Annotated in this window: 14 protein-coding genes; 6 read left to right on the plus strand and 8 right to left on the minus strand. The window is 65.2% G+C overall.

Going from position 1 to position 15,727, the window contains the following annotated elements; translation table 11 throughout:
* Positions 1 to 7: 7 nt before the first annotated feature.
* The 5 genes from IVA75_RS18265 to IVA75_RS18285 form a co-directional block, all read right to left on the minus strand.
* Positions 8 to 1,339 carry an MATE family efflux transporter gene (locus IVA75_RS18265; RefSeq protein ID WP_247283125.1) on the minus strand — a complete coding sequence of 444 codons (1,332 nt, stop codon included), beginning with the start codon at positions 1,337 to 1,339 and terminating at the stop codon, positions 8 to 10.
* A 1-nt stretch (position 1,340) separates the two neighbouring features.
* A complete protein-coding gene (locus IVA75_RS18270; RefSeq protein ID WP_027570008.1) occupies positions 1,341 to 2,075 on the minus strand; it encodes an MBL fold metallo-hydrolase in 735 nt (244 codons plus the stop codon).
* Positions 2,076 to 2,153: 78 nt separating this feature from the next.
* Positions 2,154 to 2,456 (minus strand): DUF6460 domain-containing protein, encoded by a 303-nt coding sequence (locus IVA75_RS18275; protein WP_007605031.1) that lies wholly within the window; start codon positions 2,454 to 2,456, stop codon positions 2,154 to 2,156.
* Positions 2,457 to 2,577: 121 nt separating this feature from the next.
* The gene (locus tag IVA75_RS18280) at positions 2,578 to 4,236 is read right to left on the minus strand and encodes a cisplatin damage response ATP-dependent DNA ligase (RefSeq protein WP_247283127.1); all 1,659 of its coding nucleotides are present in this window, start codon (positions 4,234 to 4,236) and stop codon (positions 2,578 to 2,580) included.
* Positions 4,233 to 5,270 carry a ligase-associated DNA damage response exonuclease gene (locus tag IVA75_RS18285; RefSeq protein ID WP_247284085.1) on the minus strand — a complete coding sequence of 346 codons (1,038 nt, stop codon included), beginning with the start codon at positions 5,268 to 5,270 and terminating at the stop codon, positions 4,233 to 4,235. The genes IVA75_RS18280 and IVA75_RS18285 overlap by 4 nt, the downstream gene beginning before the upstream one ends.
* 66 nt (positions 5,271 to 5,336) lie before the next feature.
* Between IVA75_RS18285 and IVA75_RS18290 the strand changes: the two genes are divergently transcribed.
* The 4 genes from IVA75_RS18290 to pdeM all read left to right on the plus strand — a co-directional run bounded on the left by IVA75_RS18290 (position 5,337) and on the right by pdeM (position 11,012).
* The gene (locus IVA75_RS18290) at positions 5,337 to 6,269 is read left to right on the plus strand and encodes a methyltransferase domain-containing protein (RefSeq protein ID WP_247283128.1); all 933 of its coding nucleotides are present in this window, start codon (positions 5,337 to 5,339) and stop codon (positions 6,267 to 6,269) included.
* Between the two features lie 107 nt (positions 6,270 to 6,376).
* Complete coding sequence (locus IVA75_RS18295; RefSeq protein ID WP_247283131.1) at positions 6,377 to 7,606, plus strand: ABC transporter substrate-binding protein; 1,230 nt, start codon at positions 6,377 to 6,379, stop codon at positions 7,604 to 7,606.
* Between the two features lie 104 nt (positions 7,607 to 7,710).
* Positions 7,711 to 10,287: a ligase-associated DNA damage response DEXH box helicase gene (locus tag IVA75_RS18300; protein ID WP_247283132.1), complete on the plus strand. Its 2,577-nt coding sequence runs from the start codon at positions 7,711 to 7,713 to the stop codon at positions 10,285 to 10,287.
* 53 nt (positions 10,288 to 10,340) lie between these two features.
* Complete coding sequence (gene pdeM, locus IVA75_RS18305) at positions 10,341 to 11,012, plus strand: ligase-associated DNA damage response endonuclease PdeM (protein ID WP_247283134.1); 672 nt, start codon at positions 10,341 to 10,343, stop codon at positions 11,010 to 11,012.
* On the opposite strand, the gene IVA75_RS18310 is transcribed toward pdeM, so the two are convergent.
* Entirely contained in the window at positions 11,009 to 11,872 is an 864-nt protein-coding gene (locus IVA75_RS18310; protein ID WP_027570015.1) for a LysR family transcriptional regulator, read from the minus strand. The two genes, pdeM and IVA75_RS18310, sit on opposite strands and share 4 nt — an antisense overlap.
* Before the next feature lie 100 nt (positions 11,873 to 11,972).
* On the opposite strand from IVA75_RS18310, the gene IVA75_RS18315 reads away from it, so the two are divergent.
* A complete protein-coding gene (locus tag IVA75_RS18315) occupies positions 11,973 to 12,884 on the plus strand; it encodes a DMT family transporter (RefSeq protein ID WP_247283137.1) in 912 nt (303 codons plus the stop codon).
* Positions 12,885 to 12,896: 12 nt separating this feature from the next.
* The gene (locus IVA75_RS18320) at positions 12,897 to 13,670 is read left to right on the plus strand and encodes an MBL fold metallo-hydrolase (RefSeq protein ID WP_247283139.1); all 774 of its coding nucleotides are present in this window, start codon (positions 12,897 to 12,899) and stop codon (positions 13,668 to 13,670) included.
* 104 nt (positions 13,671 to 13,774) lie between these two features.
* Here the strand turns inward: IVA75_RS18320 and IVA75_RS18325 are convergent, their stop codons facing one another.
* The gene (locus tag IVA75_RS18325; RefSeq protein ID WP_247283140.1) at positions 13,775 to 14,545 is read right to left on the minus strand and encodes a TIGR02186 family protein; all 771 of its coding nucleotides are present in this window, start codon (positions 14,543 to 14,545) and stop codon (positions 13,775 to 13,777) included.
* Positions 14,542 to 15,459 carry a sulfite exporter TauE/SafE family protein gene (locus IVA75_RS18330; protein ID WP_247283142.1) on the minus strand — a complete coding sequence of 306 codons (918 nt, stop codon included), beginning with the start codon at positions 15,457 to 15,459 and terminating at the stop codon, positions 14,542 to 14,544. The genes IVA75_RS18325 and IVA75_RS18330 overlap by 4 nt, the downstream gene beginning before the upstream one ends.
* Positions 15,460 to 15,727: the final 268 nt, after the last annotated feature.

A 15,727-nucleotide genomic window follows, 5' to 3' on the forward strand; every position in this document is an offset into this window, starting at 1 on the left:
CTACGCGTTACAGCGACTGCTTCGAAAACGTCTTCCTGTACAGCGCCGGATAGCGCGCGGCCTGCAAGCCGCCGCGCGAGACGTAGGAGGCGATCAGCGCGCTCCACAGCCCGGCATTGCCGAACGATTGCAGCGCCCACCATGTGGCGAGGAAGATCGCGAGCGAGGCCAGCATCAGATTGCGCATCTCGCGCGCCCAGGTCGCGCCGATATAGATGCCGTCGAAGCCGAAGGCGAACACGCCGGGAATGGGCGCAAGCACGACGAACGGCAGGAATTCCCGCGCACCGCGACGGACGGCCTCGCTCGCCGTCATGACATCGATCAAATTCGGCCCAAACAGCGCGAACAGCGCGGACACGACCAGCGCGAAGCCGAGCCCCCATAGCAGCACCAGCCGGGTCGAATCCGCAAATCCCCTCGCGTCGCGTGCGCCGAGCGTACGGCCGCAAAGCTGCTGGGCTGCGTTCGCTAGACCGTCGAGGAAGAAGGCGCTGACCAGCAGAAAATTGTTGAGCACGGAATTGGCGGCCAGCGTGACGTCGCCAGCCCGTGCGCCCTTGGCGGTGAAAAACAGAAACACGGCGATCAGTGCCGCGGTGCGGATCAGGATGTCGGAATTCACCGCCAGCAGCCGCATCAGCTTGGTCCGGTCGAACAGCTCTGCGTATGGCACCGCGAACCCGCCGTCCGCATAGCGGCGGCAGACCATCATGCCGAGCCCGAATCCGGCCGCTTCAGATAGCAGTGCGGCGATCGCAGCACCCGCGATGCCGGTGTCGTAGACCAGCACCAGCAGGATCGTCGCCGCCGCGTTGACGAGATTGATGACGACCTGTAGCGCGAGCGCCGGATTGGCGCGGGCCTGGCCCACCAGCCAGCCGAGGATGACATAATTGGCGAGCGCCAGTGGCGCCGACCAGATCCGGATCACGAAATAGGTTTTCGCCGCGCGCGTAACGCCTTCGCTGCCGCCCATCAGGTCGAACAGCACGGCGGCCAGCGGCAGTTGCAGCGCGATCAGGGCTATGCCGATCAGGCCCGCGACGATGAAGCCGCGCACCAGAATCGCGGTCAGCTCGCGCGTCTCGCCGGCGCCGAGCGCCTGCGCCGTGAAGGCGAGCGTGCTCATGCGAAGGAAGCCGAATAGCCAGAACAGGCAATCGAAGATAACGGACGCGATGGCGACGCCGCCGAGCAGCGCGGCATCGTCCAGCCGTCCGATCGCGGTGGTCGAGACCACGCCGATCAGCGGCGTGGTGAGGTTCGCGACCATCGCAGGTCCTGCGATGGCGAAGACCTGACGGGAACCGATCTTCACGTGAACGGGTACGTGCATGTCAGAACACGAGCACCATGCCGTCTTCGGCGGCGAGATGGGCGATGTCGTCGAGGCGCGACAGCACGTCTTCGCTCATATGGGTGAGCACGAGGCGTTTTGCGCCGATTTCGGGAAGGTGCTGTTCCAAGGTCTTCAGGCTGAGGTGATTCTTGACCACCTTCTCGTACATATAGGCCTCGGCGATGAAAAGGTCCGCGCCATGTGCCAACGGAATGAGCGTCTCCGTCCATTCGGTATCGGCGCTGTAGGCCAGCGTGCGACCTTCCGCTTCGACGCGATAAGCGAGGAACGGTCCGCCGGATTCACCGTGCACGACGGGGTAGGGCGTCACCGTCACCGCGCCGAAGCTTTGGCTCTGCTCGGGCGCGAGCTCGACGACCGACAGCTCGAAGCGCTGTTTCGTCTTCGAGGAGTGCTCGAACAGAGCCTCCATCACCGCACGCAGCCGCGTCTCGATGCCTTTGGGGCCGGCGATCGTGAGCGGCCGCGTCCGCCGCGAGAATTGCGCGTCGAGCAGAACAAACGGCAGCCCCGCAAAATGGTCGCCGTGGAAATGCGTGATCAGGATGAGATCGATCTCATTGCAGTCGATCTCGAGCCGCTTCAGCGCCGGCAAAGCCGACGCGCCACAATCGATCAGGAAGTTGGCTTCGCGCCCCGAGACGTGGAAGCAGGTGTTGAGCCTGCCGCCCGATCCGAAGGCGTCGCCGCAGCCGACAAAGCGCAATTGCATCGGCTGCGAGCTCCCTAGAGCATGATCCGGAAAAGTGTGAAGCGGTTTTCCGACAAGATCATGCTCAAAACTAACGGCCTACCTGCGCGGCGCGCCGAAAACGCGCATCAGCAGCCAGATCGGGATCACGATGACAGCGCCGAGCAGGAAGTAGCGCCACAGCCAGTTCACGGTATCGAAGCCGAGATCCCACAACCGCTGGAACAAGAGACGAATGCTGTAGAGAATATTCCAGGGATCGAAGCCGATCGCCGCCAGCACGACGCCGACCAGGATCGAGAGCAGCACCAGGCGAAACGCGACCGCCAGCGGCGAGCCGCCGAGAAAGCGGTTCAGGCCATCACTGCGGCCGGCCGGCAAATCTCTGACGTCGTGGGCCATCTCAAACTCCTCAGGGGATTAGACCCTATCATAGGGCAAGGCGGTGGACATGGGGAACCCGTGAGGGGGCGTCAATCGGCTTACGGGATTTTAATTCGGGCAAGCACACGCCCGGGGCTTCTTAAGCCTCAATCTCCGCCGCCTCCGCTTTCAGCATCTTTTCCAGCGTTTCCAGTCGGTCGGCCTCCCGCGGCGGCTTGTCCCAGCGCAAGCGGCTGATGCGGGGAAAGCGCATCGCGACGCCGGATTTGTGCCGTGGTGAGCGCTGCAGCCCCTCGAAGGCAACCTCCAGCACCAGGCCTTTGTCCGGCTCGTGCACGACGTGGCGGACGGGACCGAATTTTTCGGTGGTATTGCGACGCACGAAGCGGTCGATCTGGAGCAACTCCTCGTCGGTGAAGCCGAAATAGGCTTTTCCGACCGGCACCAACTCGTCACTGCCCGCGCCTGCGGTCCAGACGCCAAAGGTGTAGTCGGAATAGTAGGACGAGCGTTTGCCGTGGCCGCGCTGCGCATACATCAGCACGGCGTCGATGATGTGCGGATCGCGCTTCCACTTCCACCACTGTCCCTTCGGCCGTCCCGGCAGATAGGGGGCATCGCGCCGCTTCAGCATCACGCCTTCGACGGCGTCCGCGTCTTCGCCCGCACCAGCGCTCGCGGGATCGGCGCGTGCGGCGGTCAGTGCGTCCCAGCTTGCGAAGGGCACGGTGGGCGAGAGATCGATGCGGGAATCGTCGAGCTTGCCGATGAAGGTCTCCAGCCGTTCGCGCCGCTCCGCAAAGGGCAGCTCGCGCAGATCATTCTCGTCGTCGCCGAGCAGATCGTAGGCGCGCAGATGAATTGGAAACTCCTTGATCAGCTTCGGAGACACGACCTTGCGGTTGAGCCGCTGTTGCAGAACATTGAAACTCTGCACGCGCCCTTCGCGCAGAATCAGAAGCTCGCCGTCAATGGCGCCGGGTAGCCGCAACGATGGCACGATATCCGGAAAGCTTCCGGTGATGTCCTCGCCGGTGCGCGAATAGAGCCGCGCGGTGATCTGGCCGTGCTCGTCGCGGCCGGCGACCGCCTGCACGCGGATGCCGTCCCATTTCCATTCGGCGATGTAGTCGGCGGGATCGAGTGCGGCGAAATCCGTGTCCTCGATCGCATGCGCCAGCATCACCGGGCGAAACGGCGCGGGATCGCGATTGACCGGCTTGTCGCCGCGGCCTTCCAGCCAGGCGAACAGGTCGAGATAGGGCGGCGCGAGACCGGGCCAGATCAGCTCGACCTCATGCGGGTCCTTGTCGCCGAGTGCCGCGGCCGCAGTCTTGGCCAGGCGCGCGGAGATGCCGATGCGCAACGCGCCGGTGACGAGCTTCAACAGCGCCCAGCGGCCGGTCTCATCCAACTCGTCGAGCCAGCGCTCGAGCTGTTTTGGCAGCTCGGTCTTGCCGAGCGTGCGCAGCGTGGTGACGACCTCGGTGAGGGTTGGGGGTGGCGGGTTGTTGTGGACACCCATGGCCTTCGGCCACATCAGCGCCACCGTCTCGGAGAGATCGCCGACATAATCGTAACTCAGCCCGAACAGCACCGGATCGGTGCGCGAGGCGATCAGGTCGCGGATCAATGCGGGCTTGGCGTGCTTGAAGCTGAGCGCACCGGTCAGCGCGGCCAGCGCGTAGCCGCGGTCGGGATCGGCGACCTCGCGAAAATAGCTGGTGATCAGGCGCAGCTTGTTGTTGCGGCCGGGCTCGTAGGCGAGGCGGTCGAGCAGTTCGGCGAAGCGGTTCATGCTTCGGCCTCGTCAGCGAGCGGGGTCTCGGTCTCCTCCTCGTCGCCGTAGCCGACGAGATCGAGCGGCCGCGCCCGCAAGCCCTTGCTTTGGCACCAATGCACCAGCGCGTCTTCCTGGCCGTGGGTGACCCAGATCTCGCCGGCACCGGTCGCCGCGATCGTGGCGGTAAGGCCGTCCCAATCGGCGTGATCCGAGATCACCAGCGGCAGCTCGATGCCGCGTTGCCGCGCGCGGGCGCGCACCCGCATCCAGCCGGAGGCGAATGCCGTGACCGGATCGGGAAACCGCCGGGTCCAGAGATCGGATGTCGCAGAGGGCGGCGCCAGCGTGATGGTGCCGGCGAGCGCCGCCTTCTTCACCCCCTTCACCGGCCGCAACTCGCCGAGCTCGATCCCGCGGCTCTGATAGTAATGCGTGATCTTCTCCATCGCGCCATGCAGATAGATCGGCGCGTCGTAGCCGGTTTGGCGCAGCAGCGCGATCACGCGCTGCGCCTTGCCGAGCGAATAGGCGCCGACGAGATGCGCGCGCTCCGGAAACAGCGCCACCGAAGCCAGCAGCTTCTTGACCTCATCGGCCGCATCGCCATGGCGAAACACCGGCAGTCCGAACGTCGCCTCGGTGATGAAGACGTCGCAGGATACCAGCTCGAACGGCGTGCAGGTCGGGTCGGGTGCATCCTTGTAGTCGCCGGAGGCGACGATGCAGGTGTCCTTGCAGGTGACCGCGACCTGCGCCGAACCGAGCACATGGCCGGCCGGGTGAAACTTCACGCTGACGTCGCCGAGCCGGATCTCCTCGCCATAGCGGATCGCCTGCGTCGAGCCGGCGAAATTCTCCCCATAGCGCAGCTGCATCATGTCCAGCGTTTCCTGCGTCGCCAGCACCGCGCCGTGGCCGGCGCGGGCATGGTCGGAATGGCCATGGGTGATCACGGCCCGCTCGACCGGCCGGACGGGGTCGATATGGAAGCCGCCCGGCTTGCAGCATAGGCCGGCAGCAACTGGCAGCAGGATGTCTTGCGGACGCATGCCTGTTATATAGGTCGCGAGCCCGCATCTTCGAGTCACCCGCCCACTTCGCTTCCTGGTTCCCCAATGCCCCTGCGCCTGTTCCTGACCTCCGGCGATCTCATGGCCGACCGTCGCTTCGAGTTCGCGCGCGATCTTCAGCTCAAGGGCGATCTGGCGGCCGCTGCCGATCTGCTGGAGCAGACCATCGAGCTTGCGCCGAATTTCACCTCGGCCTGGTTCACGCTCGGCGAAATCTGCGCGCAACTCGGCGAGCGAGACAAGGCCATTGCGGCCTTTCGCAAATCGCGCGAGTCCGACCCGAGCGATCAGCACGGCGCTCATCTGCATCTGATGCGCCTCGGCGACGCGCAATTGTCCGAGATGCCAAAGGCCTATGTGCAGGCCTTGTTCGATCAATACGCGCCGCGCTTCGAGCACGTTCTGATCAACGATCTCGGCTATCGCGCGCCGTCGTTGATCTTCAAGGCGGTGGTGGCTGCCCGCGTCGCCGCGAAGAAGCCCGCCCTGTTCAAGCGCGCCATCGATCTCGGATGTGGGACGGGGCTTGCGGCCGCCGCCTTCGCAAAACAGGTCGACCAGTTCATCGGCATCGATCTGTCGCCCGGCATGGTCAAGGAGGCGCGCGCCACCGGCCTCTATGCCGAGCTCGAAGTCGCCGACATGATCGAGGGCCTGCGCAGCCGGAGCGATGCGAGCACGAACCTCGTCGTCGCGGCCGATGCGTTCGTCTATCTCCCCGATCTCGCCCCGGTGCTCGGTGAAGCCAGGCGCGTGCTCGCGCCCGGCGGCGTGCTTGCGTTCACGCTGGAGACTCATGACGGCAGCGGCATCGTTCTCGGCGAAGGCCTGCGCTATGCCCATTCGGCGGAATATGTCCGCGGCGCCATCGCCAAGGCCGGTCTCAAGCTGTTGACACTAGAGCCCGCCTCACCGCGCATCGAGAACAACGAACCGGTGCGCGGCCTCGTCGGGATCGCCGAGAAAACTTTAATATAGGCGCTATACGTGACGCTTGAGCGTCATTGCGTCGCAAAGCGACGATTTCCCACTTGCGACATGTGCCGCGATGCCAGCACAATGTCCTCGCTAGGGAGAAACAAACAATGACCAAAAATCCATCGCGGCGCGATTTCAGCGCCGCCGCGCTCGCGACCATCGCTGCATCCACCTTGCCCGCGCCCTACGTCTGGGCCGCGGAGAAGAAATATGATGCCGGTGCCAGCGACACCGAGATCAAGATCGGGCAGACCGTGCCGCACTCCGGCCCCGGCTCGCTTTACGGCGTGCTCGGGCGCATCGGCGAAGCCTATTTCCAGATGCTGAACGAGAAGGGCGGCATCAACGGACGCAAGGTCAAATTCCTGACCATGGACGATGCCTACAGCGCGCCGAAATGCGTCGAGGCGACGCGGCGCCTGGTCGAACAGGAAGAGGTGCTCGCGCTCTACGGCTCGCTCGGCACCGCGCCGCAAACCGCCGTGCACAAATATCTGAACTCAAAGGGCGTGCCGCAGCTTTTGCTCAACACCGGCGCCTCCAAGTGGAATAATCCGAAAGAGTTCAAATGGACGATGGCGGGCCTGCCGCTCTATCCGACCGAAGCCCGCATCCTGGCGCGGCACGTCCTCAGCGTGAAGCCGAATGCCAAGGTCGGCATCCTCTATCAGAACGACGATTTTGGCCGCGACTTCCTCGGGCCCTTCAAGAAAGTCTTGGAAGACGCCGGCGGGGCCGCAAAGGTGATCATGGAGCAGACCTACGATCTGACCGATCCGACCGTCGATTCCCAGCTCATCAATCTCTCGAAGTCCGGCGCCGACGTCTTCTACAACATCTCCACCGGCAAGGCCTCGTCGCAGTCGATCCGCAAGGTCACCGAGCTCGGCTGGAAGCCGCTGCAACTGCTGTCGGCCGGCTCCACCGGCCGCTCGATCCTCAGTGCCGCCGGACTCGAGAATGCGACCGGCATCGTCGCGATCCGTTACTCCAAGGATGCCGGGCCCGGCCCCTGGGAGGCGGATAAGGACGTGATGGCGTTCGACGCGCTGCGGAAAGCCTATTTGCCGAGCGTCGATCCCGACAACACCATCGCCTACGCCGGTTACGGCCAGGCGGTGACCATGGGCGAGATTCTGCGCCGCTGCGGCGATGAGCTCACGCGCGAAAACGTGCTCAAGCAGGCATCGACCCTCGACGGCTTCCATTCGCCGTTCTTCCTCGACGGCGTCAATTACAACTACACGCCCGGCGACTACACCCCGATGAAGACGTTGTTCATCTCGACCTTCAACGGCAAGGATTGGATCGTGTCCGACAAGCCTGTGACGGAGTAGAGGCGAGCACTGCTGTATCTTACCCTCTCCCCGCAAGCGGGGAGAGGGTAAGGAAGGCCTCCCACTCCTCGACGAACCCCGCCCCACGGCTTACCTGTCATGCCGTGCCTCCCCGTATCCGCAAAATATCGGCCCAGCCGGCCACGCTGTTGCCCGACCGCTTCCAGGCGTGGTTCGCGGCCCGCGGCTGGTCGCCGCGCGAACATCAATTGGCGCTGCTGGAGAAAGCCCGCGAGGACCGTTCCGCGCTGCTGATCGCGCCGACCGGCGCCGGCAAGACGCTGGCCGGTTTTTTGCCGACGCTGGTGGAGCTGAGTTCCGCGCCCGCAGCTCCAGCGAAATCCGTCGTCTCCACCGACCGTAGCCTGCAACGCAGCGGCGGCCTGCACACCCTCTACATCTCACCGCTCAAGGCGCTCGCCGTCGATATCGCGCGCAACCTCGAGCGTCCCGTCGCCGAGATGGCGCTGCCGATCAAGATCGAGACCCGCACCGGCGACACGCCAACATCGCGGCGGCAGCGGCAGCGGCGCTATCCGCCTGATATCCTGCTGACGACGCCCGAACAGCTCGCGCTGCTGCTGTCCTCCGACGACGCGCCGTTCCTGTTCTCCTCCTTGAAGCGCATCGTGCTCGACGAGCTGCATGCGCTGGTGACGTCCAAGCGCGGTGATCTTCTCTCCCTTGGGCTGGCGCGGCTGTGGCGATTGGCGCCGCAGATGCGCGCGATCGGCCTGTCGGCGACCGTGGCCGAGCCGGAGTCGCTGGCGCGCTTCCTGGTGCCGCAGCCAGGCGGCAAGGAAGCGGCCGCCGACATTGTCGTCGCCGGCGGTGCGGCGCCGCCGCTGGTCGAGATGATGGACACGCGCGAACGCCTGCCCTGGGCGGGACACAGCGCGCGCCATGCGCTTCCCGAGATCTACGAGCTGATCAAGGCCAACAAGACCACGCTTGTTTTCGTCAACACCCGCAGCCAGGCCGAGATGCTGTTCCAGAACCTCTGGAGCATGAACGACGACAACCTTGCCATCGCGCTGCATCACGGCTCGCTCGACGTCGCGCAACGTCGCAAGGTCGAGGACGCGATGTCGGCGGGCAAACTACGCGGCGTGGTCTGCACCTCCTCGCTCGACCTCGGCGTCGACTGGGGCGACGTCGATCTGGTCGTCAATATCGGCGCGCCCAAGGGCTCCTCGCGCCTGATGCAGCGCATCGGCCGCGCCAACCACCGGCTCGACGAAGCTTCGCGCGCGGTGCTGGTGCCGGCGAACCGCTTCGAGGTGCTGGAGTGCCGCGTCGCGATCGACGCCATCGCGGAGAATGCGCAGGACACGCCGCCGCTGCGGATCGGGGCACTCGACGTGCTGGCCCAGCACGTGCTCGGCTGCGCTTGCGGCGAACCGTTTTTCTCCGAAGAGCTCTACGAGGAGGTGCGCACCGCCGCGCCCTATGCCGATCTCACGCGGCAGGATTTCGACGACGTGGTCGATTTCGTCGCCTCCGGCGGCTACGCGCTGAAGACCTATGAGCGCTTCGCCCGCATCAAGCAGGACAAGGAGGGACGCTGGCGCGTCGCCAATCCCAAGGTGCGGCAGAGCTACCGCATGAATGTCGGCACCATCGTCGAGGACGACATGCTGAAGGTGCGGCTGGTGCGCTCGCGCGGCGGCGGCCAAGGCAAGGCAGGCGGCTCGACGGGCGTGATCGCGCGCGGCGGCAGGCTGCTCGGCGAGATCGAGGAAGCCTTCATCGAGGGCCTCAGCCCCGGCGACACCTTCGTGTTCTCTGGCGAGGTGGTGCGCTACGAGACCTTGGTTGAGGACCAGGTCTACGTCTCGCGCGCCAACGACAAGGACCCGAAAGTGCCGTCCTATATGGGCGGCAAGTTTCCGCTGTCGACCTATCTTGCCGAACGGGTCCGCCGTCTGCTCGATGACGGGCGCGCGTGGGGCGCCTTGCCGGAGCAGGTGCGCGATTGGCTGTCACTGCAAAAGGACGTCTCGCGCGTACCCGCGGTGCGCGAGCTGCTGGTCGAGAGTTTTCCCCGTGCCAACAAGCATTACATCGTCTGCTACCCCTTCGAAGGCCGTCTCGCGCACCAGACGCTCGGCATGCTGTTGACTCGCCGGCTGGAGCGTGCCCGCGCCAGGCCGCTCGGCTTCGTCGCCAACGAATATGCGATCGCGGTCTGGGCGCTCGGCGACCTGTCCTTCATGATCCGGGACGGCAGGATTGACCTCGACGCACTGTTCGATCCCGACATGCTCGGCGACGACCTCGAAGCCTGGCTCGCCGAATCCGCGCTGATGAAGCGCACCTTCCGCAATTGTGCGATCATCTCCGGCCTGATCGCGCGCCGGCACACCGGCGAGGAGAAGAGCCGGCGCCAGGTGCTGTTCTCGACCGATCTCGTCTACGACGTCTTGCGCAAGCACCAGGCCGATCACGTGCTATTGCGTGCCGCACGGGCCGATGCCGCCACCGGCCTGCTCGATCTGCGCCGCCTCAGCGACATGCTCACCCGCATCCAGGGCCGCATCACACACCGGGAACTCGACCGTGTCTCCCCGCTCGCCGTGCCCGTGATGCTGGAAATCGGCCGCGAGTCAGTTTATGGCGAAGCTGGAGACGAGCTCCTGGCCGAAGCCGCCGACGAGCTCGTCAAAGAGGCGATGGGATAAGAGCAGGTTTTGACGTGACGGCAGGCGCGCTGGGTTCAGGGGATATCGAGGACATGCGCGTTTCGAATGTCAGCATCAGCAGCGTGACGTTCGCGGCCGATCTTTCCGGCGCGCTGTTCTGGGAAGAGCAGCGCCTGCTCGTCGTCTCCGATCTGCATCTGGAAAAAGGTTCCAGCTTCGCCATGCGCGGCGTGCTGCTGCCGCCTTACGACACCATCGCGACGCTCAGTCGTCTCGCTGCTGTCATCTCCCGCCATGATCCGCGAATCGTCATTGCGCTCGGCGACAGCTTTCATGATCGCACCGCGCATGGACGCCTGTCGGCGGAGGATCGCGACGCGGTCGCCGCCATGCAGGCCGGCCGTGACTGGATCTGGATCTCAGGCAATCACGATCCGGCGCTGCCGCGTGATCTCGGCGGCACCGTCGCCGACGAAGTCGCGATCGGCGCGATCACCTTCCGCCACGAACCGACCGGCGCGAGCGGCGAGATCGCCGGCCATCTTCATCCCAAGGCTCGCGTCTCCGCGCGCGGCCGTTCGATGGAGCGCCGCTGCTTCGCCTGCGACGGGATGCGCGCCGTGATGCCCGCCTTCGGCGCCTATGCCGGCGGCCTCAGCATCCGCGACGCGGCGTTTGCAAAGATCTTTCCAAAGAACGGTTTTGTCGCGCATTTGCTCGGCGACCGCCGCGTCCACGCGATCGCCGCGTCACGGTGCAGTTAAGCCGCCTTCGCCTGCACATCGTCGCAGAACTCAGCCAGCCGATCGGCGAGCCGCAGCGTCGCGGGACTTGCGCCCGGCGCGGCCATCAACGCGACTTCCGTCCGGTTGATTGGCGCAAAGCCGTCCTTTGCGGTCAGCACGCGATGGTCGGACTGGATCGCCATCTCCGACAGGATGCTCAAGCCCATGCCGGCGGCGACCGCGGCCTGGATGCCGGCGAGGCTCGATGACGTATAGGACATGTGCCAAATGCGGCCCGCGCTTTCCAGCGCGTGGATGGCGCCGGCGCGGTAGAGGCAGCCGAGCGGAAAGCCGATCAGCGGCACTGAGGCGACATCGGCATGGATCGGATGGCTCTTGCTGGTGACCCAGTGCACCTGCTCCGGCCACACCGCTATCGCGCCCTTCGCGCCGGCCTCGCGCTTGAACAGTGCGAGGTCGAGTTCGCCGCGATCGAGGTCGCGCGCGAGATTCTTGCTCTGGTCGGCGCGCACATCGAGCCGCAGACCCGGATGCGAGCGCGAGAAGGCGCCGAGCAGCTTCGCCAGCCGATACGCCGCGAAATCCTCGGGAATGCCGAGCCGGATCGCGCCTTCGCCGTCGGGCTCGCGCAGCACGTCGCGCGCCTCTTCCGCAAGCGACAACAACCGCCGCGCATAGGACAGCAGCCGCTCGCCGGCTTCGGTCGGGCGCACGTCCTTGCCGTCGCGATGCAGCAGCACCTGGCCGACATCCTCCTCCAGCCGCTTGATCTGCTGGCTGACGGTCGATTGCGTCCGATGGACGCGCTCGCCGGCGCGGGTGAAGCCGCCGGCATCGACCACCGAGACGAAGCTGCGCAGGAGTTCCAGATCGAGCATGGACGGCCTCCATTCGAAAATCCAATGATCGGTAGTTAATCATTTAATTTCCAAATGGCAAGCGGGCTCCCTAGATCGAGGGCTCAGGAGAATGTCCCTCATGTCGCTCGCCCCTTCGATCTCCGTTCCCCGCAGTCGCTTCAACACGCTGCCGCTTGCGATCGGCCTGTTCTGCCTGCTCTGGAGCTACGCCTTCGTCGCCGGCAAGATCGGCGTGACCCATTGCCCTCCGCTGATCCTGCTCGCCGCGCGCTTCTCGCTGGCCGGCATCCTGATCCTCGGCGCCACGCTGGTTCGCGGCGATGACTGGTCGCTGTCGTGGCGCGATGCCGCCATCTTCGCCGTGCTCGGCGTCGCCAACAACGCGCTCTATCTCGGGCTCGGCTACACCGGCCTGCAGTCGGTTTCGGCCGGCCTCGGTGGCCTGATCGTGTCGGCCAATCCGGTGTTCACGGCCGGCCTCGCCGCGCTTCTGCTCGGCGAAGGCATGACGTGGCGCAAGGCGAGCGGCCTCCTGCTCGGCATCATCGGCGTGACCTTGATCGTCTGGCACCGCCTGTCCGTCGGCACCGACTCGCTGCACGGCATCGTGTTCTCGCTGGCCTCGCTTGCCTCCCTCGTCGCCGGCACCATTTTGTTCAAGCTGCTCGCGCCAAAAGGCTCGTTGTGGATCGGCAATGGCGTGCAGAATCTCGCCGCCGGCATCGTGCTGACGCCGGTCGCGCTGACCTTCGCCGATGTTCATGCCATCGACTTCACGCCGGGCCTGATCGGCGCCTTTGCTTTCCTCGTGCTCGGTGGCTCGATCCTGGCGTACTGGCTCTGGTTTCATCTCCTGAAAGTGTGTGGCGCGACGGCTGCCAGTGCCTATCATTTCCTGATGCCGCCGCTCGGCATGCTGTTTGCGTATCTCGTGCTCGGCGAGCACGTCGAGGCGCGCGATCTGCTCGGAATCATTCCGGTCGCACTCGGCATCTACCTGGTGACGCGGCCCGCCAAATCCGTCTCGTAACAGGAGTCCATCATGCCCATTTCCATCACCCTGATCGGCGGTCCCACCGCGCTGATCGAGATCGATGGCTTTCGTCTGCTCACTGATCCGACCTTCGATGCGCCGGGCGACTATCAACTGCCGCACGTAAAGCTGGAGAAGACAATCGGGCCTGCAATGAGGCCCGACGCAATCGGCCCGGTCGACGCGGTCCTGCTAAGCCACGACCAGCATTCCGACAATCTCGACAATTCCGGCCGCGACTTTCTCAAACATGTGAAGCGCGTGTTGACCACCGAGGCCGGCGCGCAGCGCCTCGGCGGGCATGTCGAAGGTTTGGCGCCGTGGGGCACGGCGCAGCTGAAAGATCGTGACGGCAACTCGCTGACGATCACCGCGACCCCGGCGCGTCACGGCCCGGCCGGCATCGAGCCGCTGTCAGGCGATGTCATCGGCTTCGTGGTGACGTCGAGCCGGACCGACACCACATCGGTCTACATCAGCGGCGACACCACCTGGTTCGACGGCGTCGCCGAGGTCGCGCGCCGCTTCAAATGCGGCGTGGTGATGCCTTTCGCCGGCGCCGCGCAAACGCGCGGGCCGTTCCATCTCACCATGGACACCAACGACACCATCGAGACCGCACGCGCCTTCCCCGATGCGATGATCGTGCCGGTTCATACGGAGGGTTGGGCGCATTTCCGCCAGAACAGCGAGGATCTGCGCAAGACATTTGATGTGCTGGGTTTCGGGACGCGGCTGCGGTTGCTCGAGCCCGGCGTGCCGACGGTGGTGCAGGCGCCGTAGTTAGCACCACAGCCGTCATTGCGAGCGCAGCGAAGCAATCCAGAATCCCTCCGCTGCGACAGTCTGGATTGCTTCGCTGCGCTCGCAATGACGAGCGTATGCGGCTAATCCTTCCGAAACACGATCGAGGCCATCCAGCCCGTCATCAGCGCCATCGCGGCAGTGACGAGGCCATAGATCAGGCCGTTCTGCCGCGCGGTGGTTGCGACGAACTGCTCGAAGCCGACCTTGACGATCTCGAACGCGGTCTCGGTCTTGCCGATGAACGCGCCGTCGGCGAACAGCTTGATCTCGACCTCATAGGTGCCGATCGGCACCTCCGCCGGCAGTGGAATGCCGGTGCGAAACAACGTCGGCGTCAGGAACGTCACCGCGCTCGGATCCTCGCGGTAGAGACCGCGCTGGGTGCGCAGGCGGATGAAGGCGGAGCGGAACGCGTCGTTCGGCACCACGTCGGCATAGTCGCCGCTGACCCGTTGGGTCAGCAGCACGTTGTTTAGCCCGATCTGCTGGCGCCGCGCGATCTCGGGCGAGGTGATGACATCGAAGGAGCGGTTGGCGAACAGCGCAAGATAGCTCGGCACCGCCAGGAACTGACGGTAGTCGGTGTTGATCCAGATCCCGAAGGTACGCTCCTTGCGCCGCGTCACCATGTCGGCGCGCGGGCCCATCACGGTGACGACGAGATCGTAGGTCTTGCGGTCGGCGGCCGTGGAGGCGTCCTTCTCGACCGAGCCGAACAGCACCAGCTCCTCGCCGGAATAGTTCGGCGTCACCGTGACGCGATGGTTGGAGACCGACACGATCAGCCGCTCGGCGCGCGCGGCGGAGCCGAGCAGCACAACGATCAGGACCGCGAGAGCTGCGCGCATCATCCGTTCACTCCCAGCTCCCGAATGGTGAAGAGATCCTCTGGCCGGATCACCAGCTCGATGGCGAAGCGAACGCCGACCGAGAGGATCAGCAGGCCGAGCAGCAGCCGCAGCTGCTCGCCGCGGATCTTCTGGCCGGCGCGTGCGCCGAACTGCGCACCGGTGACGCCGCCGACCATCAGGATCAGCGCCAGCACGGCGTCGACCAGGTGGTTGGTCACGGCATGCAGCAGGGTCGCAAACAGCATCGTGACCAGCGTCAGGACCATCGAGGTGCCGATCACCGTCGAGGTCGGCACCCGAAGCAGGTAGATCATGATCGGCACCAGGATGAAGCCGCCGCCGATCCCCATGATGGCGCCGATGAAGCCGATCAGGATGCCGACGATCACGACCGGAATGACCGAGAGGTAGATCTTGGAGCGCTTGAACCGCATCTTCAGCGGCAGGCCATGAATCCAGTTATGCGTGCGTCGTGGCGCCAGCGCGCCGCGCCGGGTCCGCATCAGGGCACGCAGGCCTTCGGAGAACATCAGGCTGCCGACGGTGGTGAGCAGCACGACGTAGGACAGTGCGATCATCAGATCGAGCTGGCCGAGCGCGCGCAGCTGCGTGAAGGTCCACACGCCGAGCGCCGTCCCGGTGACGCCGCCGCACAACAGCACGCTCGCCAGCGCGGGGTCGATCGCGCGGCGCCGCCAATAGGCAAGCGCGCCGGAAAAGGACGAGGCCGCGATGTGGCTCGCGACGGAGGCGACCGCGACCGCCGGCGTGATGCCGATGAAGATCAAAAGCGGCGTCATCAGGAAGCCGCCGCCGATCCCGAACATGCCGGAGACGAAACCGACCGCGGCGCCCATCGCCAGCACGAGGAAGACGTTGACCGGAAGATCGGCGATCGGGAGATAGAGCTGCATCGAGAGACCACGCTTCCCGCGAGACGGATCGATTGCGCGGAATGCTCGCAGGAGGGCAGAACGATTGCCGCGTCCCTCAATAGCGGAATTCAGCGGCGGGCGGGACCAGGAATTTCGGGCGTGGTGAATGGGGGTGAGGAGGGTGATCGAGGAAGCCGTGGCTCCTCCAATGTCGTCCTGGCGAAAGCCAGGACCCATTATCCCGACTGGTAGTTATCGCGGCAGGCTGTGGCCACACCGTCCTCCAACAACGATCGCTTGTGGTAAT

Source organism: Bradyrhizobium sp. 134 (genome assembly GCF_023074155.1).
Lineage (GTDB): Bacteria > Pseudomonadota > Alphaproteobacteria > Rhizobiales > Xanthobacteraceae > Bradyrhizobium.

Excerpts from the sequence above, each read along its gene's own strand:
- IVA75_RS18285 (WP_247284085.1), bottom strand. The coding sequence starts at position 5,270 with ATGCGTCCGCAAGACATCCTGCTGCCAGTTGCTGCCGGCCTATGCTGC.
- IVA75_RS18275 (WP_007605031.1), bottom strand. The coding sequence starts at position 2,456 with ATGGCCCACGACGTCAGAGATTTGCCGGCCGGCCGCAGTGATGGCCTG.
- IVA75_RS18320 (WP_247283139.1), top strand. The coding sequence starts at position 12,897 with ATGCCCATTTCCATCACCCTGATCGGCGGTCCCACCGCGCTGATCGAG.
- IVA75_RS18310 (WP_027570015.1), bottom strand. The coding sequence starts at position 11,872 with ATGCTCGATCTGGAACTCCTGCGCAGCTTCGTCTCGGTGGTCGATGCC.
- IVA75_RS18315 (WP_247283137.1), top strand. The coding sequence starts at position 11,973 with ATGTCGCTCGCCCCTTCGATCTCCGTTCCCCGCAGTCGCTTCAACACG.
- IVA75_RS18325 (WP_247283140.1), bottom strand. The coding sequence starts at position 14,545 with ATGATGCGCGCAGCTCTCGCGGTCCTGATCGTTGTGCTGCTCGGCTCC.
- IVA75_RS18330 (WP_247283142.1), bottom strand. The coding sequence starts at position 15,459 with ATGCAGCTCTATCTCCCGATCGCCGATCTTCCGGTCAACGTCTTCCTC.
- IVA75_RS18265 (WP_247283125.1), bottom strand. The coding sequence starts at position 1,339 with ATGCACGTACCCGTTCACGTGAAGATCGGTTCCCGTCAGGTCTTCGCC.
- IVA75_RS18270 (WP_027570008.1), bottom strand. The coding sequence starts at position 2,075 with ATGCAATTGCGCTTTGTCGGCTGCGGCGACGCCTTCGGATCGGGCGGC.
- IVA75_RS18280 (WP_247283127.1), bottom strand. The coding sequence starts at position 4,236 with ATGAACCGCTTCGCCGAACTGCTCGACCGCCTCGCCTACGAGCCCGGC.
- IVA75_RS18290 (WP_247283128.1), top strand. The coding sequence starts at position 5,337 with ATGCCCCTGCGCCTGTTCCTGACCTCCGGCGATCTCATGGCCGACCGT.
- pdeM (WP_247283134.1), top strand. The coding sequence starts at position 10,341 with ATGCGCGTTTCGAATGTCAGCATCAGCAGCGTGACGTTCGCGGCCGAT.
- IVA75_RS18295 (WP_247283131.1), top strand. The coding sequence starts at position 6,377 with ATGACCAAAAATCCATCGCGGCGCGATTTCAGCGCCGCCGCGCTCGCG.